We start from the raw sequence: 21,336 nt of genomic DNA on the forward strand, positions 1-21,336 counted from the left end.
ACCCAAGCCCGACATACTCATAGACCAGCTCTCGCTTCTGCTCCGCAGTACGGAACCTTCGAACAGACACAACAATCAGCTCCTCAAATCGAGGACAACTGACTCACAAGCAGTCTGGCAGTCAGGGTCCGGAACGAACTCGGCGGTCTTGGGAGGCCAGCGGGCAGGGCTGGAGGGCCGGTCAGGCTGCTGGCAGGGTGAAGGTCACGCGGCCGCCGGGGCCGGGGTCGAGCCAGAGGCGCCCGCCGTGGGCGTCCACCAGGCCTGCGGCGATCGCGAGGCCGAGGCCGGCGCCGCCCGTACTGCGGGTGCGCGCCTCGTCGGCACGGGCCCACGGGTCCAGGGCGCGGTCGAGGAAGTCGCGAGCGAAGCCGGGCCCTTCGTCCACGACGCGCACGCGCGGCTCGTCGTCCTGGTCCACCGTCACCGTCACGGTGGAGCCGGTGGGAGTGTGCCGCACCGCGTTGTCGATGAGGTTCCGGAGCACCCGCCCGAGAGCCTGCACGTTCCCGCGCACCGGCACGTGGTCGCTCACCTGGAGTGCGAGCCTCACCTGCCGGGCGTCGGCGAGCGGGCCGAGCACCTCGATCGCGGTGTCGCAGCAGTCCCCGAGGTCGAGCACCTCCTGCTCCAGGTGCAGCCGGCCGCCGCTGATCGACGCGACGAGGAACGCGTCGTCGACCAGGTGGGTGAGGGTCTCGACATCGGCCTCCATGGAACGCAGGTAGCGCTCCGGGTCGGGGGCGACGCCGTCGACCAACGACTCCAGGGCGGCCCGCAGCGCGGCCAGCGGCGAGCGCAGGTCGTGACTGATGCTGGTGAGCAGCACGGCACGCTCGGAGTCGAGCCGCTCGCGTTCGGCCTCGAGCTCGGCGAGCCGCACCGACAGCGCATCGATCGCGGCGCCCACGTGGCCGATCTCGTCGCGGCGGCCCACCTCGGTGCGGATCTCGCGCTCGCCCTCCTCGACGGCCTTCACCGTGGCGGCCAGCCGCGCCGCCGCCGTGCTCAACGACCCGCTGGCGATCAGCACGATGATCGCGGCCACCAGGGCCGTGATCACCAGCACCACGAGCACGGGTCCGAGCAGCTGGGCGTCGAGCAGCATGTGCGTGGTCGCCTGCCACGCGCACAGCGCGCCCACGATCACCCCGGCCAGCGTGATCAGCAGCAGCTGCCCGCGCAGCGTTCGCATGCGTGCCGTGACCTGGCGCAGCACCAGGCCGAGCACGATCGCGAGCAGCACCGCTCCGGCGAGCGTCAACGCCGCGACGCCGGGCTGCATCGCCATGCCGGAGAACCAGCTCGCGGCCACCGGCGGCCTCATCCGGCCGGGTCGAACCGGTAGCCGACGCCCCACACGGTCGTGATCCAGCGTGGGTGCTCCGGGTCCGGCTCGAGCTTCTGGCGCAGTCGACCCACGTGCACGGTCACGGTCGCCGGGTCCTGGTACTCGGCGGAGGAGTCCCACACCCGCTCGAGCAGCTGCGCCCGGTTGAACACCTGCCGGGGCGACGACGCGAGGAACACCAGCACATCGAACTCCTTCGCGGTGAGCGGCTTCTCCGCGCCCGCCACAGTCACCACACGCGCCGCCAGGTCGATGCGCAGGTCGCCGAAGGTGAGCTCGGTCGGCATCTGCGGGCTCGCCTCGGGTGCGCTGGCCGACGGCGATGCTCGCCGCAGGATCGTCCTCACCCTGGCCACCACCTCCCGGGTGGAGAAGGGCTTGACCACGTAGTCGTCGGCGCCGAGCTCGAGCCCGAGCAGGCGATCGGTCTCCTCACCCTTCGCGGTGAGCAGCAGCACGGGCAGGTCGCCCTGGGAGCGGATCTGTCGCAGCAGGCTGAGGCCGTCGAGCTCAGGAAGCATGACGTCGAGGACCACGAGGTCGATGTGCTCGCGGGCCAGCAGATCCCGGGCAGCGGCGCCGTCTCCGGCCTCGTGCACGTGATGGCCGTCGAGCTCGAGGTAGCGGGCCACGACCTCGCGCACCATCGGCTCGTCGTCGACGACGAGCACGCTGGTCCGGTCCGCTGGCACCGGCCCAGGCTACGGCCGGGCAGCGGTGCCCGGGCGAGCGGAACGGAGATGTTCGAGAACGTTGAGATCTGTGATCGACGCCGTTGCGATCCGGTCCCTACCGTCGCCGACATGGCGGAACACGTATCCGAGCGGCCCCGGTGGCAGCGCGCCGTGGCCGGTGCGGTCACCGTGGCGGCTGCCCTCGCAGCGGGTGAGCTCGTGGCGGCGGCGACCGGTGCCACCGAGACGCCGCTGCTGGCAGTGGGCTCGCAGTTCGTGGACACCTTCGCCGCGAGCCTCAAAGAGCTCGCGGTTGCGATCTTCGGCACCAACGACAAGGCCGCCCTCGTGACCGGCACCGTGATCGTGACGCTCCTGCTGGGCGCGCTCGCGGGCGTGATGTCGCGGCGCGCGCCATGGCTCGTGCCGCTGCTCGTCCTCGTGCTGTCGGTCGTGGGCATCGCCTCGCAGATCGCCGATCCGCGCTCGTCGCTGCTGCTGGCGCTCCTGGGGGCGATCGTCGCGAACGTGGTGGGGCTGCTGGCCTGGCGCGTCCTGGGAGGCGAGGTCGCGAGGCGTGGTGACAGCGAGCGGGATGCTCCGCCGTCGAGAAGGCAGTTCCTGACGATCTCGGGACTGACGGCGCTCGCTGCGGCCGGCGTCGCGGCGATCAGCCGCGTGGTGGCGAACGTGGGCGGGCCGACGTCGGTGCCAGAGATCGCGCTGCCGGAGCCGGTGAGCACGGTGCCGCTGCCCGACAACGCCGGGTTCGAGGCCCAGGGGATCTCGCCGTATGTGACCGACGCCGAGGAGTTCTACCGCATCGACACGGCGCTGACCGTGCCCCGTGTCGACGTGAGCACGTGGCGGCTGCGGATCGATGGCATGGTCGCCGAGCCCCTGGAGATCGACTTCGAGCAGCTGCTCGCGATGCCGAGCGTCGAGATGCCGGTGACGCTGCAGTGCGTGTCGAACTACGTGGGTGGCGATCTCGTCGACAACGCCGTGTGGCAGGGCGTGCCGCTGCTCGACCTGCTGGAGCGGGCGGGGGTGCGCGATGGCGCCGAGCAGGTCTTCAGCACATCGGTGGACGGATGGACCTGCGGGTTCCCGCTGGCGGCGCTGGATGGTGAGCGCACAGCGCTGGTCGCGTACGCCATGAACGGCGAACCGTTGCTGCCCGAGCACGGGTTCCCGGTGCGGCTCGTGGTCGCGGGGCTGTACGGGTACGTGTCGGCGACCAAGTGGCTCGAGACGATCGAGCTCACCACCTGGGACGACCGCGACGGCTACTGGGTGCCGCGCGGCTGGGCCAAGGAGGGCCCGATCAAGCTCGCGTCACGTATCGACGTGCCGGCGCAGGGTGAGCAGGTCGGCGCCGACGCCGTGATCGGCGGGGTCGCGTGGCTACCCGCTACCGGTGTCGGCGCGGTCGAGGTCCAGCTCGACGGCGGTCCGTGGCAGGAGTGCGAGCTTGCCCCGGTCGCCGACGTCGACACCTGGGTGCAGTGGCGCCTGCCCGTACCGGGGCTGGAGCCCGGCTCGCACCGGGCCGTGGTCCGCGCGGTCGACGCCGAGGGCAACACGCAGACCGACATGGAAGCGCCGCCTGCCCCCGACGGGGCGACCGGGTGGCACGCACGAGAGTTCGACGTCGTCGGCTGAGCGCCGTCGTCGCCGGCACGGGGACGGATGTCCCGGTACGAGGGAACCGAGGGAAAAGGGAAGAGACGATGACCATGACCAGGATGCGCACCGCCTCGGTGGCGCTCGCGCTCGCTGCCGGACTCGCGCTCGCGGGGTGTCAGACGGGCGGCAGCGACGGCGACATGGGCGATGAGGACATGACCGAGCCGACGACGTCGTGCGAGCCGACCGAGGACATGACCGAGGAGATGACCTCGGAAGACATGACCGAGGAGATGACCGACGAGGAGATGACGTCGGAGGAGGGGATGACCGAGGACATGACGGACGAGGAGATGACCTCGGAGGAGGAGATGACCTCCGACGACGAGGCCTGCTGACCCAGGTGTGGCGGGCGCAACACCGGCCCGGTTCGCGATCATGGTGCCCGAAGCGGTAACATGCTCTGCGGTCCTCCGGTGAGTCGGCGGACAAGCGCCCGTAGCTTAATGGATAGAGCATCTGACTACGGATCAGAAGGTTGGGGGTTCGAGTCCCTCCGGGCGCGCTCGTTGAGACAGCGACACGATCGGCGCCACCACTGGGAGACCAGCGGTGGCGCCGATTGCGTTGTCGCCTACGCTGGTGCCGGAATTCGTACGACCTTTGAGGGGCCATGTGGCATCGAGCGTGATCCTCGTGGGTGCCCTGCTGGTCGGTGGAGCCCTCGGCTGGCTCGTTCCTGAGATCGCCTTCCCCCACGAGCCCGTGCTGTTCGCCTCGGCGGCCGTGCAGCTGATCCTGTCGGTGGGGATGCTGCCGCGCCGGCTCGAGCGTGTGCCAGGCGACCGGCGTGCGCTGCACCGGCTGCTCGCGTGGCACTACCTCGCTGGGACCGTGCTGTGGATGCTGCCCTGGGCCGTGCTGCACCTGCTGATGGGCGTGGACAACGCGGCGCTCACGGGGTTCACGGTGCTCATGGCGATGCCCGCGGCGGCGGGGCTACCGGTGTACGCGGCCGCGGCGCGTGCCGATGCGCGCCTCGTGACGCGGCTCGCGATCCGCGTGTACCTGGTGGGTACGGTGCTGACCCCTGCGCTGCTGCTCGTCACGGTGGGTCTCGACGACCCGCTGGGTCTGGCCTGGCGGCTGCTCGTGACGCTCGTGGTGCCGAGCCTGCTGGGGATGGCGCTGCGGCGGTACGTCCAGAAGATCCCGCGTCGGCTGCACTTCGGTCTCACCCTGGTGGCGATGGCGGCCGCCTGCTTCGTGTTCGGCCAGTCGTTCCAGTCGGAGGATCTGGCTGCGGGTGCTGGCTGGGCGGTGGGGATCGGTGCTGCCGCGGCGCTGGTGCGGCTCGCGGTCACCGTGTGCCTGGCGCTCTGGGGCACCCGCCGAGACCCGGCGTCGCGTGGCTCCACCGTGCTCGCCGCGATCTCGAAGAACGATGCGCTGGCCGCCACCCTGGCGCTCGGTCTCGGCGGTGCCGCGGCGACCGTGCCAGGACTCGTCCACATGGTGCTCGCGATGCTGGTGGTGGTGGTACTCGCTGCCTCGTTCGGCCGGGCCGCCACCCGCGACCGGGTCGAGCCGCGGGTCGCGGCTGCCCTGGTCGGTCCCCGCGGTACCGCACCCGAGCTGTAGGCGTGGTCCAGGGCGACCGGCGGCCTGCTGAGCGCGTTGCCGCCGACGCTCGCAGGCAAGGGGCCTGGGAGGGCTACCCGAACGGATCCGGAGTGAGCGTGTACTTGGTCTCCAAGTACTCGCCGATGCCCTCGAAGCCGCCCTCGCGACCGAGACCGGACTGCTTCCAGCCGCCGAACGGCGCGGCCGCGTTCGAGACGACCCCGACGTTGAGACCCATCATCCCGGTCTCGAGCCGCTCGATCATCCGCTGGCCGCGCGCCAGGTCGCGCGTGAACACGTACGAGACCAACCCGAACTCGGTGTCGTTCGCGATGCGCACCGCGTCGTCCTCGTCGTCGAAGGCAACGATCGCCAGCACCGGACCGAAGATCTCCTCGCGCAGGATGGCGCTGCCCGCCTGCACGTCGCTGAGCACCGTGGCCTCGTAGAACGAGCCAGGGCCCTCGATCCTGGACCCGCCCGTGCGCACCGTGGCACCGCGCTCGACGGCGTCGCTCACCAGGGCGTCGGCCTTGCCGACCGCCTTGTCATCGATGAGCGGCCCGATCGTCACGCCTTCCTCGGTCCCGCGCCCGGTGCTGAAGGATCGCACCCGCTCGGTGACGCGGCGCGCGAACTCCTCGGCGACGTCGCGGTGCACGATGAAGCGGTTGGCAGCCGTGCAGGCCTGGCCGATGTTGCGGAACTTCGCGAGCAGAGCGCCGTCGACCGCCTTGTCCAGATCGGCGTCGTCGAACACCACGAAGGGGGCGTTGCCACCCAGTTCCATCGACGTGCGCAGGACTCCGGTGGCGGCCTGCTCGAGGAGCGCCCGGCCCACGCCTGTCGAGCCCGTGAAGGACAGCTTGCGCAGCCTCGGGTCGGTGATGATCGGCTCCGACACCTCACCCGAAGAGGAGGTGTTGATGACGTTGACGACGCCGTCGGGCAGCCCCGCATCGACGAGGATCTGCGTGAAGAAGCTCGTGGTCAACGGCGTCAGCGCCGCGGGCTTCACCACCACGGTGCAGCCCGCGGCGAGGGCCGGCGCGATCTTGCGTGTGGCCATCGCGAGCGGGAAGTTCCACGGTGTGATGAGGAAGCACGGGCCGACCGGGTGCTGGGTGACGATCATCCGCCCGGTGCCCTCGGGGTTGGTGCCGTAGCGGCCATGCACCCGCACGGCCTCCTCGCTGAACCAGCGCAGGAACTCGCCGCCGTAGGTGACCTCGCCGCGGGACTCGGCGAGCGGCTTGCCCATCTCGAGGGTCATCAGCAGCGCCAGCTCCTCCGCGCGCTGCTGCAGCAGGTCGAACGCGCGGCGCAGGATCTCGGCCCGCTCGCGCGCCGGGGTGCGGGACCAGCTCGGGAAGGCCTCGCAGGCCGCGTCCATCGCCGCCGTGCCGTCGGCCACCGAGGCGTCGGCGATCTCCTTGATGACCTCACCGGTGGCCGGGTCGCTTACCGCGAGCGTGCGACCGTCCTCGGCGGGGCGCCATCGCCCGCCGATGAACAGCCCGTCGGGTACAGCTGCCAGCAGTGCGGTCTCCTCGGACGAGGTCATCTCGGTCATCCCTTCCGTCGAGAGCCAGGGGTGGGGCTGGTGTGGCGGGCGGCGAGGTCCTCGGCGCCGCGGGCGAGGAGCGTGACGTCGGCCCCGATCGTCACGAACGAGGCGCCGGCCTCCAGGTAGCGCTGTGCTGCGTGCGGGTCGAACGCGTTCACCCCGACCGCCGTGCCCGCACCGCGCACGGCGTCGAAGGTGGCCAGCACCGCGGCGGTCACGTCGGGGTGGGTCTGCTGGCCCAGCAACCCCATCGATGCGGCGAGGTCCGAGGGGCCCACGTAGACGGCGTCCACGCCGTCGACAGCCGCGATCTCGGCGGCTGCCGCGACCCCGGCCATCGTCTCGACCTGCACGATCAGGCTCACGTGCGCATCGCCGTCGGCAAGGTAGCCCTCGACCCGGTTCCACCGGCCCGAGCGCGCGAGCGCGGACCCGACCCCGCGGATGCCGCCGGGAGGGTAGCGCACGGCCGCGGCCGCCGCCTGCGCCTCCTCGACCGAGGACACCATCGGCACGATGAGGCTCTGGGCACCCAGATCGAGCACCTGCTTGATCCTGACAGGGTCGTTGGCAGGCACCCGCACGACCGGCGTGACCGGGTAGGCCGCCACCGCCTGCAGCTGCGCCAGGATCGTGCCGAGATCGTTCGGGCCGTGCTCGCCGTCGATCAGCAGCCAGTCCATGCCGGCACCGGCGCAGATCTCCGCGACCAGCGGGCTGCCCGAGCAGCACCACATCCCGATCAGCGGGCGCTCGGAGGCGGCGATCGCCTCGCGGATGGTCATCGGAAGCTGCATGTGATCGTCCCCATCGGTCCGTAGTCGCACGTCACGGTGTCGCCGCGCGACACCCACATCGGTCGGGTGAAGGAACCCGCGAGCACGAGCTCGCCGGCCTCGAGGCGGTCGCCGTGCTGGTGGAGCTTGTTCGCGAGCCACGCGACACCCCTGGCCGGGTGACCGAGCACGCCCGCCGCCACGCCGGTCTCCTCGATCTCGCCGTTGCGCGCGAGCAGCGCGGCCACCCAGCGCAGGTCAACGGCGTCCGGTGGCATCGGCGTGCCGCCCAGCACCATGGCGCCGTAGGCGGCGTTGTCGGCGATCGTGTCGACGATCGTGCGGCCCTGCAGCTCGATATGCGAGTTGAGGACCTCGAGCGCCGGGATCACCTCCGCCGTCGCGGCCAGCACCTGCTCGAGCGTGCAGTCCGGTCCCGCCAGCGGAGCCGAAAGCCGGAAGGCCAGCTCCACCTCGATCCGCACGTTGGTGAAGGCATCATGATCCAGCAGGAGAGCACGGTCACCGCCGTCGTGCATGGTGTCGTCGAACATGACGCCGTAGTCGGGTTCGCTGATGCCGGTCGCCGCCTGCATCGCCTTGGACGTCAGCCCGATCTTGCGGCCGACCAGCCTGCGGCCCGCGGCGATCTGCCGGTCCCGCCACACGCGTTGGATCGCGTAGGAGTCCTCGATCGTGGCCTCCGGGTAGCGGGCGGTGATGCGGGGCACGAGGGCGTGCGTGCGCTCCGCCTCGGCGAGCTCGTCGGCGATCGCGGTGATCAGCTCGGGGTCGAGCATGGCGTCACCTTCTTTCGATCGCTGAGCTGTCGGCCCATGTCCGAAGCCCCACCCGCATCTACCCGGCTCCGGCGACGAGATCGCGGGCGCGGCGGGGCGGGGCAGCCGCCAGCACGCCGGTTGGGCACCATCAGAGCTGGTGCCCGAGCTTGTACTCGCCCTGCTTCCACTCCGGCATCTCCTGCTCGTCGTCCTGACGGGTGTAGGAGAACCCGTCGGCCCCGATGGTCGCGGCGAGCTCGGAGGAGTCGGTCCGGGGCACGAGCGGCTGCGGGTTGCCGTCGAGGTCGAGCACCAGGGAGGCCTCGGTGTACCAGCTCGGCACCACCGGGTTGCCCCACCAGTCGCGCCGCTGGTTGTCGTGCACGTCCCAGGTGATCACCGGGTTGTCCGGGTCGCCGGTGTAGTAGTCCTGCGTGTAGATCTCCACGCGGTGCCCGTCGGGGTCGCGGATGTAGAGGTAGAAGGCGTTCGACACGCCGTGCCGGCCCGGGCCGCGCTCGATGCAGTCCGAGCGCCGGAGCGCGCCGAGCTTGTCGCAGATCGCGAGGATGTTGTGCTTCTCGTGGGTGGCGAACGCGACGTGATGCATGCGGGGGCCGTCACCGCCGGTCATCGCGGTGTCGTGGACGGTCGGCTTGCGCCGCATCCACGCGGCGTACACCGTGCCGTCGGAGTCCTGGATGTCCTCGGTCACACGGAAGCCCAGATCCTGCATGTACTTGGTGGCGCGCGGCACGTCAGGCGTCACCTGGTTGAAGTGGTCGAGGCGGACCAGCGCGCCGGGCGTGTGCAGGTCGTACCGCCACGCGAGCCGCTCCACGTGCTCGACGTCGTGGAAGAACTCGTACGGGAATCCCAGCGGGTCCTCCACCCGCACCGAGTCGCCCACGCCCTTGACGAAGCCCTCCGCGCGGCGCTCCACGCGGCAGCCGAGCTCGGTGAAGAACGCGACCGCCTTGTCGAGGTCCTCGGGGGCGCGCACGCGGTAGCTGAAGGCGGCCACCGCTGCCGTCTCGCCCTGCCGCAGCACCAGGTTGTGGTGGATGAACTCCTCGAGCGAGCGCAGGTAGAGCGTGCTGTCGTCCTCCTCGGTCACCGTCAGCCCGAGCACCTCCACGTAGAAGTCGCGCGAGCGGGCCAGGTCGGTGACCACCAGCTCCATGGAGGCGCAGCGCAGGATGTCCGGCGGCGGCGCCTGCGGCGTGGGGGTCGGGTTCGCGCAACTGATCGGTGCCTCGTCGGAGACGAAAAAGCCCGACGACGTCAGCGTCATGTCCTTGCGGTCGGTCATGATCCGTGTCCTCGCTGTTCTGGTCCAGCGTCGGCCACTTTGCCGAACGTGGGGTTGTGCACCTTGCCGAGCGTGATGTGCACGGCCTGCTGGTCGGTGTAGAAGTCGATCGAGCGGTAGCCGCCCTCGTGGCCGAGACCCGAGGCCTTGACGCCGCCGAACGGTGTCCGCAGGTCGCGCACGTTGTTGGAGTTGAGCCACACCATCCCGGCCTCGACGGCCTGCGAGAAGTTGTGGGCGCGCTTGAGGTCGTTGGTCCAGACGTAGGCGGCGAGCCCGTACCTGGTGTCGTTGGCCAGGGCGAGCGCCTCGGCGTCGTCCTCGAACGGTGTGATCGTCACGACCGGACCGAAGATCTCCTCCTGGAAGATCCGCGCGGTCGGCGGCACGTCGGCGAACACGGTCGGCGCCACGAAGTTGCCGACCTCGAAGCCCTCGGCCCGGCCGCCGCCGGCGACGAGGCGGCCCTCGCCGCGCCCGATCTCGATGTAGCTCATCACCTTGTCGTAGTGCTCGGGGTGCACGAGCGCGCCGACCTCGGTGCTCTCCTCGTGCGGGTACCCGACGACCACGCGCTTCGCCTGCGCCGCGTACCGCTCGACGAACGGCTCGTAGATCTCGCGCTGCACGAGGATCCGGGACCCTGCGGTGCAGCGCTCGCCGTTGAGGGAGAAGACGCCGAAGATCGTCGCGTCGACGGCGGCATCGAGATCGGCATCGGCGAACACCACCGCGGGGCTCTTGCCGCCGAGCTCCATCGACAGACCCTTCAGGTAGGGCGCCGCGTTGCCGAAGATGAGCTGCCCGGTGCGGCTCTCACCGGTGAAGGAGATCAGCGGCACGTCGGGATGCTTGACGAGCGCGTCCCCGGCCTCCTCGCCCATGCCGTGCACCAGGTTGAAGACGCCCTCCGGCAGCCCAGCCTCCTCGAAGATGCCGGCCCACAGCGAGGCGGACAGCGGCGTAAACTCGGCGGGCTTCAGCACCACGGTGTTGCCGGTGGCCAGCGCCGGGCCCAGCTTCCACGACTCCAGCATGAAGGGGGTGTTCCACGGGGTGATGAGGCCGGCGACACCGATCGGCTTGCGGTTGACGTAGTTGATCTGCCTGCCGGGCACCTTGAAGGTGTCGTCGGCCTGCGCGACGACCAGGTCGGCGAAGAACCGGAAGTTCTCCGCGGCCCGCCGCGCCTGGCCGAGCGCCTGCGTGATCGGCAGCCCCGAGTCGAAGGACTCCAGCTCGGCCAACCGGGCGTCACGGGACTCGACGATGTCGGCGATCCTGTGCAGCACCCGGGACCGTTCGCGCGGGAGCATCCCGGGCCACGGGCCCTCGGTGAAGGCCTGCCGAGCAGCGGCGACCGCGCGGTCGATATCGGCCTTCGTCCCCGCCGCGGCCTGCACGTAGACCTGGTTGCTGACCGGGTCGAGCACGTCGAACGTGGCGCCGCCGACCGAGTCGACGCTGCGGCCGCCGATGTAGTGCTGGATCCGGCTCGGCAGGTCGGCAGGGACGTACTGGTCGATCGCGTGGCTCATGCTGATCGCTCCTTGGGTGTGCGGCTGACTCACAGCTCGGGCAGCTGGACGGGCTCGTCCGGGTGCGTGTGGCGCAGGAACGCCTGCAGGGTGGCGGCTCGGTGTCGGCGCATCTGGGCCTCGATCTCGGTGATGGGCGCACCGCGCTCGATGAGGTCGACGATCTCGTCGTGCTCCGCGGCCGACACCGCGGCGCGGTCGGGGACGAACGTGAAGATCGAGTCGCGCATGTTGCCGAGCCGCGCCCACTCCGCGTCGACCAGCTCGACGAGCCGCGCGTTGGGGCAGCTCCGGTACAGGACAGAGTGGAACTGCTGGTTGAGCGTGGTGAAGGCGTGCGGGTCGAAACCGTGCGGGCTGCGGAGCCGCGCCAGCATGCGGCCGTTGATCTCGCGGGCCCTGCGCAGGTCGGAGGTCGTCAGCTCGCGTGCCGCCAGCGCGACGGCGGCGGCCTCGATCAGGCTGAGCGCCTGCATGCTCGAGCTGTAGCTGTCGGCGTCGATCATCGCCACGTGCGCACCGACGTTGCGCAGGTAGGTGACCAGGCCCTCGGCCTCGAGCTGGCGGATCGCCTCCCGGACCGGCACCACGCTCATCTCGAGCTCGTTCGCGATCGAGCCCAGCACCAGCCGGTAGCCAGGGGTGAACCGCTGCGAGGCGATGCGCTCCTTGATCCACAGGTACGCCTGCTGCGACTTGCTCAGGGTGGTCTCGGTCATCGCCGGCCACGCTCCTGCTCGTACCGGGCGCGCCACTGCGCGTTCATCGGGAACAGCCCGTCGACCGGGTGCCCTTCCGCGACGCGGTCCGCGATCCACGCGTCCTCCGCCTCCTGGGTGAGCGTCGCGTCGACGACCTCCTCGGCGATGCCCGCGGGGATGACCACCACGCCGTCGTCGTCGCCCACGATCACGTCGCCCGGCTGCACGGTGGCGCCGCCGCAGGCGATCGTCACGTCGGACTCCCACGGCACGTGCTTGCGCCCCAGCACCGCGGGGTGATGCCCGACGGCGAACACCGGCAGGATGTCGGCGACGGCCGCGGCATCCCGTACCCCGCCGTCGGTGACGACTCCCGCAGCGCCGCGTGCCCGGGCGCGTAGCGCGAGAATGTCCCCGAGCGTGCCGGAGCCGGTCTCGCCGCGGGCCTCGATGACGATCACCTCGCCCTCGCCGACGGCGTCGAAGGTGCGCTTCTGGGCGTTGTATCCACCGCCGTGGCCGGTGAACAGGTCCTCGCGGTTCGGCACGAACCGCAGGGTCCTGGCCACCCCCACGACCTTCGCTCCAGCGCGGAGGGGAGCGACGCCGTCGAGCACCACGTTGTTGAGGCCGCGCTTGCGGAGCTGGCCGGAGAGACCGGCCGTGGGCGCCTGCTCGAGCTTGGCGCGAAGCTCCTCGGACAGACCGAGCGGCGCGAGTCCGGCAGCCGCGCGCGACCCCCAGGCCTCGGTGCGCTGCTGGTCGTCGACGGCGGGCAGGGACCCGAGTGCGGGATCGAACGGCACCTCGCCCTGAGCCGCGGTGGTGACGAGGCGCCCGGTGGTGGGCGCGCCCGGGGCGGTCGGGGCGTCGACCTCGACCTCGACCTCGTCGCCGGGGCCGAAGACGCTCGAGCCGGCGGGGGTGCCGGTGAGGATGATGTCGCCGACCTCGAGCGTCAGGTGCTGGGAGAGATCGGCGACCATCTGCGCCAGCGGGAAGATCAGGCCGGCGGTCGTGTCCTCCTGCGCCAGCCTGCCGTTGAGCCAGGTACGCACGCGCAGCCGGCCGGGGTCGAGGCCGCGTGCGTCGAGAAGGGTCGGGCCGATCGGTGTGAACCCGTCGCCGCCCTTGGACCGGAGGTTGGAGCCTTTGTCGTTCGCGCGGAGGTCGTAGAGGCCGAGGTCGTTCGAGGCGGTCACCCAGCCCACGTGGTCCCAGGCGGACGCGAGCGACAGCCGGCGGCCCTCGGTGCCGATCACGAGGGCGATCTCACCCTCGAACGCCAGCAGCTCGGTGCCGGCGGGCCGCTCCACGGTGCTGCCCGAGGCGGCGACCGAGCTCGAGGGCTTGAGGAAGTAGGAGAGGTGCGCGGGTCGCCGGCCGCGTTGATCGGCGCGCGAGGCGTAGCTCAGATGGACCGCGATGATCTTGCCCGGCCGGCACGGGAGCAGCGCGAAGCGTGGGTCCTGCGACGCCGTCGTCATGGAGGTCCTTCCCTCGGGATTCCCTGACGTCGATCGTATACGATGCGAGCAGTGCCGTGGCTGGCGACCGCATCATCGACGACGACGTCAGGAGGCTCCGTGCAGTTCCATCACCATGGCTATGTCTCGGGCGACCCGACCGTGCTGCCCGCCGCCGGGGTCGGCACGGCGCGTCCCACCGAGCTGCCGGACGAGGTCGACGTGCTGATCGTCGGCTCGGGCCCGGCCGGGATGCTGCTGGCGGCGCAGATGTCGCAGTTCCCGGGCGTCGTGACACGGATCATCGAGCGGCGCGACGGGCGGCTGCCGCTGGGTCAGGCCGACGGCATCCAGCCGCGCAGCGTCGAGACCTTCCAGGCGTTCGGGTTCGCGGAGCGGATCATCGCCGAGGCGTACAACATCGGCTGGATGAACTTCTGGGGGCCCGACCCCGAGAATCCGGGCCGGATCATGCGGACCTCCCGGACCGAGGACTACGGCTTCAAGATCAGCGAGTTCCCGCACCTGATCGTCAACCAGGCGCGGGTGCTCGACTACTTCGCCGAGGCGGCCGCGCACGGGCCGGGGCGGATCGTGCCCGACTACGGCATCGAGCTCGTCGGGCTCGAGGTGCACGAGGGTGCCGAGTACCCGGTCGAGGTCCGGCTCAGGTACGTGGCGGGGGAGCGCGAGGGCGAGGAACGCACGGTCCGCGCCAGGTACGTGGCTGGCTGCGACGGCGCCCGCAGCACGGTGCGCGAGGCGATCGGCCGCCAGCACCTCGGCGGGATCTCGCTGCACGCCTGGGGCGTGATGGACGTGCTCGTGAACACCGACTTCCCCGACTGGCGCATCAAGTGCGCGATCACCTCCGCCGCCGGGAACATCCTGCATATCCCCCGAGAGGGCGGCTACCTCAGCCGGATGTACATCGACCTCGGCGCGGTCGCCGAGGACGACAACCACCGCGTGCGGCAGACCCCGATCGAGGAGATCGTGCGGAGGGCCAACGCGATCCTGAGCCCGTACTCGATCGACGTCCGTGAGGTCGCCTGGCACAGCGTCTACGAGGTCGGCCACCGGGTGACCGACAAGTTCGACGACGTGCCCGAGGGGTCCGACCGTACGCCGCGGGTGTTCCTCACCGGCGATGCGTGCCACACCCACAGCGCCAAGGCCGGGCAGGGCATGAACGTCTCGATGCAGGACGGCTTCAACCTGGGCTGGAAGCTGGGCCTGGTGCTGAGCGGCCGCAGCCCGGAGTCGCTGCTGTCGACGTACTCGGCGGAGCGGCAGCCGGTGGCGCAGCAACTGATCGACTTCGACCGGGAGTGGTCGTCGCTGATGGCGCGCAAGCCCGAGGAGATCACCGACGCCGATGATCTTGCCACCTACTACCTCGCCACCGCGGAGTTCCCCTCGGGCTTCATGACGCAGTACGAGCCCTCGGCGATCACGGGTGGGGGTGAGCACCAGGGTCTCGCGACCGGCTTCCCGATCGGCAAGCGCTTCGCCTCGTCGACCGTCACGCTCGCGTGCGACGGCAACGTGACTCACCTCGGTCATCACGCCAAGGCCGACGGGCGCTGGCGGGTGTACGCGTTCGCCGACCGGTCCGCCCCGGCCGCGGACTCGGCGCTGTCGGCGTGGGCCGAGTGGATGGGTACGGGCGAGGACTCGCCGCTGCTGCGCCACACCCCGGCGGACGGTGACGCCGACGCCGTGCTCGACGTCAAGGCGATCTACCAGCAGGGGTTCGAGGACATCGAGGTCACCACGGTGCCCGCCGTGTTCCGGCCGGTGTGCGGTGCGCTCGGGCTGCAGAACTGGGAGAAGGTGTTCGCCGCCGCGCCCAGCGCGTGGAACGACAGCGACATCTTCGAGGCGCGCGGGCTATCCCGTGACGGCGTGGTCGTGGTGGTGCGGCCGGACCAGTACGTCGCGCACGTGCTCCCGCTGACCGCCCACGCCGAGCTCGCCGCGTTCTTCGCGCGGCACCTGCTGCCTGCTCGCTGACGCCCCCGCGAGCGCTGCGGGGCGTCGGTGCTCGGCTCGGCTCAGCGTGGCGGGGCGATCCGTGCCCGCAGGATCTCCTCCTGGTACGGCGCCACCACAGCGGGGGAGATCCGCAGGTCGAGCAGCAGGAACGGCCGCTCGGCGACCGGGCGCGCGGACCACTCCGCCAGCGCCTCCAGGTCGTCCGGCGTGCGCACCACCACGCCCTGCGCGCCCACGGCCGTGGCCAGCGCCGCGAAGTCGACCTGCGGGATCAGCATCGGCCCCTGGGCGAGACCCTGCCTGCCGTACACGTGCACCTCGGCGCCGTAGGCGCCGTCGTTCCAGACGACGGCGATCCCGCGGCCCCCCGCGACCCGCACGGCGGACTCGAGGTCGGCGGCCGCCATCAGGCCACCGCCGTCCCCCGTGGTCAGCACGACGGCGGAGCCGGGCTTGGCCTGTGCCGCGCCCGCCACGCTCGGGAACCCCATCCCGATCGACTGGAACGCGATGCCCGCCATGATCATGCGGTCGGGCGAGGCCACCGGCCAGTACATGTTCGACCAGCCCAGGAAGTGGCCGCCGTCGGAGACCACCACCCGGTCCTGCGGGAGCAGCTCGGCGAGGCGGGTCGCGGCGGTGCGGGGGTCGAGGCGGCCGTCCGACGCCAGACCGTCACCACCCTCGTAGGCGCGCGCGGCGGTGACGTCCACGCTCTCGCGCCACCCGCTCGACGGCGCGCCGAGCCGGGTGATCTCGGTCGCGAGCGCCTCGCTCACCAGCCTGGCGTCGCCGCTGATGAACCCCGAGACCTGCGGGTGCGTGGCGGTGTCGGCGGCGTCGATCTGCAGCACCTGGGCGCTCGGCGAGAACAGCGACCCGAACCGCATCGTGAACTGGTTGAGCCCGGCGCCGGCCACGAGCACGACGTCGGCCTGGGCGACGAGCTCCATCGCGCCGTCGGCCCCGAAGCCGCCGGCTACGCCGAGGTCGAACTCCTGCCGCGGGAAGAGCCCGCGCCCCAGCGCGCTGGAGGTCGTGAGCGCGCCGGTCATGTCGGCGATCCGGCCGAGGGCTGCGCCCGCGTCAGCCAGCCATGCCCCTCGGCCACCGAGCACGAGCGGGCGCTCCGCGGAGGCGAGCGCCTGCGCGAACGAGGCCACTCGTGCGCGCGCGACCTCCCCGACCGGGCCCGCGGGGAGCGCCACCCGGGGCTCCAAAGAGGGGCCGCCGTCGTCGGTGTGCGCGACCTCGGTCGTGATCACGTCGTAGGGAAGGGCGAGCACCACGGGGGTGCGGTAGGACAGGGCGTGCTCGATCGCGAGCACCACGGTGCCGCCGGCATCGGCGCGGCCGACCGTGTAGGTGCGCACCCCCACCCCGGAGGCGAGCGCGATCTGGTCCACGTCCCACGGTCGCAGCCCCGAGGTGGGCGCCTCGCCCGAGATCAGCAGCAGCGGCACCCGCGCCTGGGCGGCCTCGGCGAGAGCGGTGATCGTGTTGGTGAACCCGGCGCCGTAGGTCGCGGTCGCGGCGGCGAGGCGGCCCGAGGCGCGGTAGTAGACGTCGGCGGCCACGACGCCGCCGGCCTCGTGGCGCATGGCGGTGTAGCCGACCTCGGTCTCGCGCTCCAGCGCGTCGATGAGATGGGCGTTGCCGTTGCCCATGACGCCGAAGACGTGGTCGACGTAGCGGCCGAGCGTGCGGGCGACGTGTGCGGAGAGAGTGGTCACGAGCGGTCCTTGTGGGTCGGTCTCGCCGGCGGCCTCGCGTGGGTGGCGAGGTGCCGGATGGCCCCGAGCATAGGAGCGGTGTCCAGAGAGCGATCCAATTCACACAACGCCAGGCTTCCGTAAATCAATTAGGTAAGGCTAGCCTTGCCGAGTTCCCGATCTTCCCCGAACGGAGTCTCTCCATGCGCGTCTCGCGCCCCGCCGCTGCCGTCATCGCGACAGCAGCGCTCTCTCTCAGCCTCGCCGCATGCGCCGGAAGCCCGTCCGGAGAGGGCGACGCGGCAGGTGGTGACGCTCAGGACCAGGCGCCTGCGGCGTCCGCAGAGTTCCCGATCACGATCACCCACGGGCTCGGCGAGACGGTCATCGAGGCGCAGCCGGAGCGGGTCGCCACGGTCGGGTGGAGCAACCAGGAAGCCGCGCTCGCCCTCGGCGTGGTCCCGGTGATCATGGAAGAGGCCACCTGGGGTGACGACGACGGCGACGGCGTGCTCCCGTGGGTCGAGGACAAGCTCACCGAGATGGGCGCCGAGACGCCCGAGATGTACGACGGCACCGACGGCGTCGACTTCGAGGCGATCTCCGACGCGCAGCCGGACGTGATCCTCGCCGCCTACTCGGGTCTGTCGGCCGACGACTACGCGATCCTGAGCGAGATCGCTCCGGTCGTCGCCTACCCGGAGGTCGCCTGGGGCACCACCTGGCAGGAGACGATCACGCTCAACGGCACCGCGCTCGGCCTGCAGACCGAGGCGGAGGCCCTGGTGGCGGATCTCGAGGGTCAGCTCAGCGACGCCGTCGACGGGTACGCGAACCTCGGCAACGGCCACGGCGCCGCCTTCGCCTGGTTCGACGTCACCGACCTCTCGAGCGTCGGCTTCTACACGATGGTGGACCCCCGCCAGGTGTTCCTCAGCGAGCAGGCGGGCTTCGAGGTCCCCGAGGCCGTCACCGCCGCCGGCACCGACGAGTTCCTCAGCTCGGCAGCCGCCGAGGCGGTCGATGAGCTCAGTGACTTCGACGTCATCGTGACGTACGGGACCGGCGAGGAGCTGGCGACGATCCAGGCCGACCCGCTGCTCTCGCGGATCCCGGCTGTCGCCGACGGGGCGATCGTGTTCCTCGACGAGACCGTCGACCCGGCCACGGCATCCTCGGCCAACCCCAGCCCGCTGGGTATCTCGCACCTGATCGAGAACTACCTGCCGATGCTCGACGAGGCGGCAGGCAAGGCGTCCTGACATCGGAGCGCTCGCGCACCACGACACGAAGAGCACGGAGAGCACTGTGACGGCCACCCTGGCGGTGAAGCCGGTCGCCCACCGAGTGCGGCGACCGGTACCCGTGCGCGTGCTCGGTGGGCTCGGCCTGCTCGTCGTGGTCGCGGGCGTCGCCGCCGCATCCCTGACGTTCGGCGTCCTGGACGTGGGGTGGGACGACCTGGTCGCCGGGATCGGGGGAGCGCAGGACACGACGGCGCAGGCGGCCGTGCTCAAACGGGTCCCGCGCACGGTGCTGGGGCTGGTCGTCGGGGCGGCACTGGGGGTCTCGGGTGCCGTGATGCAGGGGGTCACCCGCAACCCGCTCGCCGACCCCGAGATCCTGGGGGTCAACTCGGGAGCGTCGCTCGCCGTCGTGATCGGGATGGTGTTCCTGGGGCTGTCCTCGCAGGTCACCTACATTTGGGTCGCGATGCTCGGCGCGGCGGTCGCCGCGGTGTTCGTGTACGTGGTCGGGTCGCTCGGGCGCGGTGGCGCGACGCCGCTCAAGCTCGCGCTCGCGGGCGCGGCGACCTCGGTGGCGCTCGGCGCGCTCGTCAGCGCGATCCTGCTGCCTCGCGCGCAGGACATGCAGTCCTTCCGGTTCTGGCAGATCGGCGGCGTGGGCGGCGGCTCGTGGTCCACGATCGGGCTGGTGCTGCCGTTCCTGGTGGCCGGCCTGCTGCTCTCGCTGGCCTCGGCCCGCGCGCTCAACTCGCTCGCCCTGGGCGACGAGTTGGCGGTGGGGCTCGGCCAGAACGTCAGCCGGGCACGGCTGCTCGCCGCTGTCGGGGGTGTGGTCCTGTGCGGGGCGGCGACGGCGGTCGCCGGGCCGATCGGGTTCGTCGGGCTGGTCGTGCCGCACGTGGTGCGGCTGCTGGCCGGGATCGATCACCGGTGGCTGATCCCGCTGTCGGCGCTCGGCGGTGCGGCGCTGCTCACCGCGGCCGATGTGCTCGGCCGCCTGGTCGGTGGCAACGAGGAGATCCAGGCAGGCATCATCACCGCGATCGTCGGGGCTCCCTTCTTCATCTGGATCGTGCGCCGCCAGAAGGTCCGCGACCTGTGACGACCCTGACCGAGGCCCCCTCGACGATCGAGGTCGTCACGACGGGCCGCGCCCGGCGGGCGCGACGACGCTGGCTCGTGCACGTGGGGCTCGCACTCGCGGTGCTGGCCGTGTTCTGGCTCTCGCTCATGCTCGGCCGGACCTACTACCCGGCCTCCGACGTGATCGCGGTGATCCTCGGTGGCGACGTCGACGGCGCCTCCTTCACGGTGGGCACGTTGCGGCTGCCCCGCGCCGTGACCGGGCTGCTGGTCGGCTTCGCGTTCGGCCTGGCGGGGGCGACCTTCCAGACGATGCTGCGCAACCCGCTCGCCAGTCCCGACGTGATCGGGATCAGCTCCGGTGCCAGCGCGGCGGCGGTCATCGGGATCCTGGTCCTCAACCTCAGCCCGACCGCCGTCTCGGCGATGGCGACCGCGGCCGCGCTCGTGACCGCCTTCGCCATCTACCTGCTGTCCTACAAGCAGGGCGGCGTCGCCAACACCCGGCTCATCCTCATCGGGATCGGCATCGCCGCGATGCTCAGCAGCGTGGTGTCCTACGTGCTCTCCGGCGCCGCGGCCTGGGACATGCAGGTCGCGATGCGCTGGCTCACCGGCAACCTCAACGGAGCCACCTACGAGCGCACGCTGCCGCTGGTGATCGCCGTGGTGCTGCTCGCGCCCGTGCTGCTGTGGCTGCTGCGCGACCTCGAGGCCATGCGGCTCGGCGACCAGACCGCGGCCGCGCTCGGCGTGCCCGTGGAGCGGACCCGGGTGCTGCTGATCGTCGTGGCGGTCGCGCTGATGGCCTTCGCGACGGCGGCCGCCGGGCCGATCGCGTTCGTCGCCTTCCTGTCCGGGCCCATCGCTGCCCGGATCCTCGGCCCGGTCGGCAGCCCCGTGCTGGCCTCGGGGCTCTTCGGCGCGCTGCTCGTGCTGGTGGCCGACTTCTTCGCGCAGTACGCGCTGGGCACCAGGTTCCCGGTCGGTGTCATCACCGGCGCGCTCGGCGCGCCCTTCCTCGTCTACCTGCTCGTCCGCAGCAACCGGTCCGGAGGTTCCCTATGAGCCACGCCCACACCCTCCGGGCCGAGCAGCTCAGCCTCGGCTACGGCGAGCGGTCCGTCGTCGAGAACCTCGATCTGAGCATCCCGCCGGAGAGGATCACGGTGGTGGTCGGCGCGAACGCGTGCGGCAAGTCCACGATCCTCAAGGCGATGTCGCGGCTGCTGCCCGCGCGCCACGGTGCCGTGCTGCTCGACGGCAAGGCCATCCACGAGATCCCCACCAAGCAGGTCGCGCGCACGCTGGGGCTGCTGCCGCAGTCGCCGATCGCGCCCGAGGGCATCTCGGTCAGTGATCTGGTGGGCCGTGGCCGCCATCCCCATCAGGGGATGCTCAGCCGCTGGACCGCCGACGACGATGCCGCCGTGGCCCGCGCGCTCGACGTCACCGGCACGGCCGACCTCGCCGACCGCGCCGTGGACGAGCTCTCCGGCGGGCAGCGGCAGCGTGTGTGGGTCGCGATGGTGCTCGCGCAGCAGACCGAGCTGCTGCTGCTCGACGAGCCCACCACCTTCCTCGACGTCACGCACCAGGTCGAGGTGCTCGACCTGCTGACCGACCTCAACCGTGACTTCGGCACCACGATCGTGATGGTGCTGCACGACCTCAACCTCGCCGCCCGCTACGCCGACCATCTCGTGGCGATCAAGGGCGGGCGCCTTTACGCCGCCGGCGCCCCTTCCGACGTGCTCACCGAGACCTGCGTGCGGGATGTCTTCGGTCTCGACAACATGGTCGTGCCCGACCCCACCACCGGCAAGCCGCTCGTGCTGCCGCTCGGCCGCCACCACGTCGCCACTGCTGCTCGCTGA

Annotated in this window: 18 protein-coding genes and 1 tRNA gene; 9 read left to right on the forward strand and 10 right to left on the reverse strand. The window is 71.3% G+C overall.

What is annotated here, in order from left to right:
* Positions 1 to 181: 181 nt before the first annotated feature.
* Both GPA03_RS07480 and GPA03_RS07485 read right to left on the reverse strand, forming a co-directional pair.
* Entirely contained in the window at positions 182 to 1,315 is a 1,134-nt protein-coding gene (locus GPA03_RS07480; protein WP_162458293.1) for a sensor histidine kinase, read from the reverse strand.
* An 8-nt stretch (positions 1,316 to 1,323) separates the two neighbouring features.
* The gene (locus GPA03_RS07485) at positions 1,324 to 2,043 is read right to left on the reverse strand and encodes a response regulator transcription factor (protein ID WP_156251395.1); all 720 of its coding nucleotides are present in this window, start codon (positions 2,041 to 2,043) and stop codon (positions 1,324 to 1,326) included.
* Between the two features lie 111 nt (positions 2,044 to 2,154).
* Here GPA03_RS07485 and GPA03_RS07490 point away from each other — a divergent pair, with 111 nt between their 5' ends.
* From GPA03_RS07490 to GPA03_RS07505, 4 genes are all read left to right on the forward strand, one after another.
* Entirely contained in the window at positions 2,155 to 3,690 is a 1,536-nt protein-coding gene (locus GPA03_RS07490) for a molybdopterin-dependent oxidoreductase (RefSeq protein ID WP_162458294.1), read from the forward strand.
* Positions 3,691 to 3,758: 68 nt separating this feature from the next.
* A complete protein-coding gene (locus GPA03_RS07495; protein WP_156251397.1) occupies positions 3,759 to 4,052 on the forward strand; it encodes a hypothetical protein in 294 nt (97 codons plus the stop codon).
* 94 nt (positions 4,053 to 4,146) lie between these two features.
* Positions 4,147 to 4,219, forward strand: a tRNA-Arg gene (locus GPA03_RS07500).
* Between the two features lie 131 nt (positions 4,220 to 4,350).
* The gene (locus GPA03_RS07505) at positions 4,351 to 5,295 is read left to right on the forward strand and encodes a hypothetical protein (protein WP_156251398.1); all 945 of its coding nucleotides are present in this window, start codon (positions 4,351 to 4,353) and stop codon (positions 5,293 to 5,295) included.
* 73 nt (positions 5,296 to 5,368) lie between these two features.
* Here the strand turns inward: GPA03_RS07505 and GPA03_RS07510 are convergent, their stop codons facing one another.
* The 7 genes from GPA03_RS07510 to GPA03_RS07540 all read right to left on the reverse strand — a co-directional run bounded on the left by GPA03_RS07510 (position 5,369) and on the right by GPA03_RS07540 (position 13,440).
* Entirely contained in the window at positions 5,369 to 6,841 is a 1,473-nt protein-coding gene (locus tag GPA03_RS07510; protein WP_156251399.1) for an NAD-dependent succinate-semialdehyde dehydrogenase, read from the reverse strand.
* 5 nt (positions 6,842 to 6,846) lie between these two features.
* On the reverse strand, positions 6,847 to 7,629 hold the full coding sequence (locus GPA03_RS07515) for an aldolase/citrate lyase family protein (RefSeq protein WP_241681152.1): 783 nt from the start codon (positions 7,627 to 7,629) through the stop codon (positions 6,847 to 6,849).
* Positions 7,626 to 8,420, reverse strand: a complete 795-nt coding sequence (locus GPA03_RS07520) for a 2-keto-4-pentenoate hydratase (protein WP_156251401.1) — start codon at positions 8,418 to 8,420, stop codon at positions 7,626 to 7,628. The genes GPA03_RS07515 and GPA03_RS07520 overlap by 4 nt, the downstream gene beginning before the upstream one ends.
* A gap of 130 nt (positions 8,421 to 8,550) precedes the next feature.
* Entirely contained in the window at positions 8,551 to 9,714 is a 1,164-nt protein-coding gene (hpaD, locus tag GPA03_RS07525; RefSeq protein ID WP_156251402.1) for a 3,4-dihydroxyphenylacetate 2,3-dioxygenase, read from the reverse strand.
* On the reverse strand, positions 9,711 to 11,252 hold the full coding sequence (gene hpaE / locus GPA03_RS07530; protein WP_156251403.1) for a 5-carboxymethyl-2-hydroxymuconate semialdehyde dehydrogenase: 1,542 nt from the start codon (positions 11,250 to 11,252) through the stop codon (positions 9,711 to 9,713). The genes hpaD and hpaE overlap by 4 nt, the downstream gene beginning before the upstream one ends.
* A 29-nt stretch (positions 11,253 to 11,281) precedes the next feature.
* Positions 11,282 to 11,971 carry a GntR family transcriptional regulator gene (locus GPA03_RS07535; protein WP_156251404.1) on the reverse strand — a complete coding sequence of 230 codons (690 nt, stop codon included), beginning with the start codon at positions 11,969 to 11,971 and terminating at the stop codon, positions 11,282 to 11,284.
* On the reverse strand, positions 11,968 to 13,440 hold the full coding sequence (locus GPA03_RS07540; RefSeq protein ID WP_156251405.1) for a fumarylacetoacetate hydrolase family protein: 1,473 nt from the start codon (positions 13,438 to 13,440) through the stop codon (positions 11,968 to 11,970). Before GPA03_RS07540 ends, GPA03_RS07535 begins: the two co-directional genes overlap by 4 nt.
* A gap of 99 nt (positions 13,441 to 13,539) precedes the next feature.
* Between GPA03_RS07540 and GPA03_RS07545 the strand changes: the two genes are divergently transcribed.
* Positions 13,540 to 15,435, forward strand: a complete 1,896-nt coding sequence (locus GPA03_RS07545) for an FAD-dependent monooxygenase (protein WP_156251406.1) — start codon at positions 13,540 to 13,542, stop codon at positions 15,433 to 15,435.
* 41 nt (positions 15,436 to 15,476) lie between these two features.
* Here the strand turns inward: GPA03_RS07545 and GPA03_RS07550 are convergent, their stop codons facing one another.
* Positions 15,477 to 17,150 (reverse strand): thiamine pyrophosphate-binding protein, encoded by a 1,674-nt coding sequence (locus GPA03_RS07550; protein WP_156251407.1) that lies wholly within the window; start codon positions 17,148 to 17,150, stop codon positions 15,477 to 15,479.
* Between the two features lie 182 nt (positions 17,151 to 17,332).
* Between GPA03_RS07550 and GPA03_RS07555 the strand changes: the two genes are divergently transcribed.
* From GPA03_RS07555 to GPA03_RS07570, 4 genes are read left to right on the forward strand one after another with little or no spacing between them, the layout of a single operon-like run.
* A complete protein-coding gene (locus tag GPA03_RS07555) occupies positions 17,333 to 18,391 on the forward strand; it encodes an ABC transporter substrate-binding protein (protein ID WP_156251408.1) in 1,059 nt (352 codons plus the stop codon).
* Between the two features lie 46 nt (positions 18,392 to 18,437).
* A complete protein-coding gene (locus GPA03_RS07560; protein WP_156251409.1) occupies positions 18,438 to 19,478 on the forward strand; it encodes a FecCD family ABC transporter permease in 1,041 nt (346 codons plus the stop codon).
* Entirely contained in the window at positions 19,475 to 20,527 is a 1,053-nt protein-coding gene (locus GPA03_RS07565) for a FecCD family ABC transporter permease (protein ID WP_156251410.1), read from the forward strand. Before GPA03_RS07560 ends, GPA03_RS07565 begins: the two co-directional genes overlap by 4 nt.
* Entirely contained in the window at positions 20,524 to 21,336 is an 813-nt protein-coding gene (locus tag GPA03_RS07570) for an ABC transporter ATP-binding protein (RefSeq protein ID WP_156251411.1), read from the forward strand. The genes GPA03_RS07565 and GPA03_RS07570 overlap by 4 nt, the downstream gene beginning before the upstream one ends.

It is taken from the genome of Pseudactinotalea terrae, assembly GCF_009733845.1.
Taxonomy (GTDB): Bacteria; Actinomycetota; Actinomycetes; order Actinomycetales; family Beutenbergiaceae; genus Pseudactinotalea; species Pseudactinotalea terrae.

What these genes read in the sequence shown, in the direction of transcription:
- GPA03_RS07490 (WP_162458294.1), top strand. Translation starts at nt 2,155, where the DNA reads ATGGCGGAACACGTATCCGAGCGGCCCCGGTGGCAGCGCGCCGTGGCC.
- GPA03_RS07495 (WP_156251397.1), top strand. Translation starts at nt 3,759, where the DNA reads ATGACCATGACCAGGATGCGCACCGCCTCGGTGGCGCTCGCGCTCGCT.
- GPA03_RS07510 (WP_156251399.1), bottom strand. Translation starts at nt 6,841, where the DNA reads ATGACCTCGTCCGAGGAGACCGCACTGCTGGCAGCTGTACCCGACGGG.
- GPA03_RS07515 (WP_241681152.1), bottom strand. Translation starts at nt 7,629, where the DNA reads ATGACCATCCGCGAGGCGATCGCCGCCTCCGAGCGCCCGCTGATCGGG.
- GPA03_RS07520 (WP_156251401.1), bottom strand. Translation starts at nt 8,420, where the DNA reads ATGCTCGACCCCGAGCTGATCACCGCGATCGCCGACGAGCTCGCCGAG.
- hpaD (WP_156251402.1), bottom strand. Translation starts at nt 9,714, where the DNA reads ATGACCGACCGCAAGGACATGACGCTGACGTCGTCGGGCTTTTTCGTC.
- hpaE (WP_156251403.1), bottom strand. Translation starts at nt 11,252, where the DNA reads ATGAGCCACGCGATCGACCAGTACGTCCCTGCCGACCTGCCGAGCCGG.
- GPA03_RS07535 (WP_156251404.1), bottom strand. Translation starts at nt 11,971, where the DNA reads ATGACCGAGACCACCCTGAGCAAGTCGCAGCAGGCGTACCTGTGGATC.
- GPA03_RS07540 (WP_156251405.1), bottom strand. Translation starts at nt 13,440, where the DNA reads ATGACGACGGCGTCGCAGGACCCACGCTTCGCGCTGCTCCCGTGCCGG.
- GPA03_RS07555 (WP_156251408.1), top strand. Translation starts at nt 17,333, where the DNA reads ATGCGCGTCTCGCGCCCCGCCGCTGCCGTCATCGCGACAGCAGCGCTC.
- GPA03_RS07570 (WP_156251411.1), top strand. Translation starts at nt 20,524, where the DNA reads ATGAGCCACGCCCACACCCTCCGGGCCGAGCAGCTCAGCCTCGGCTAC.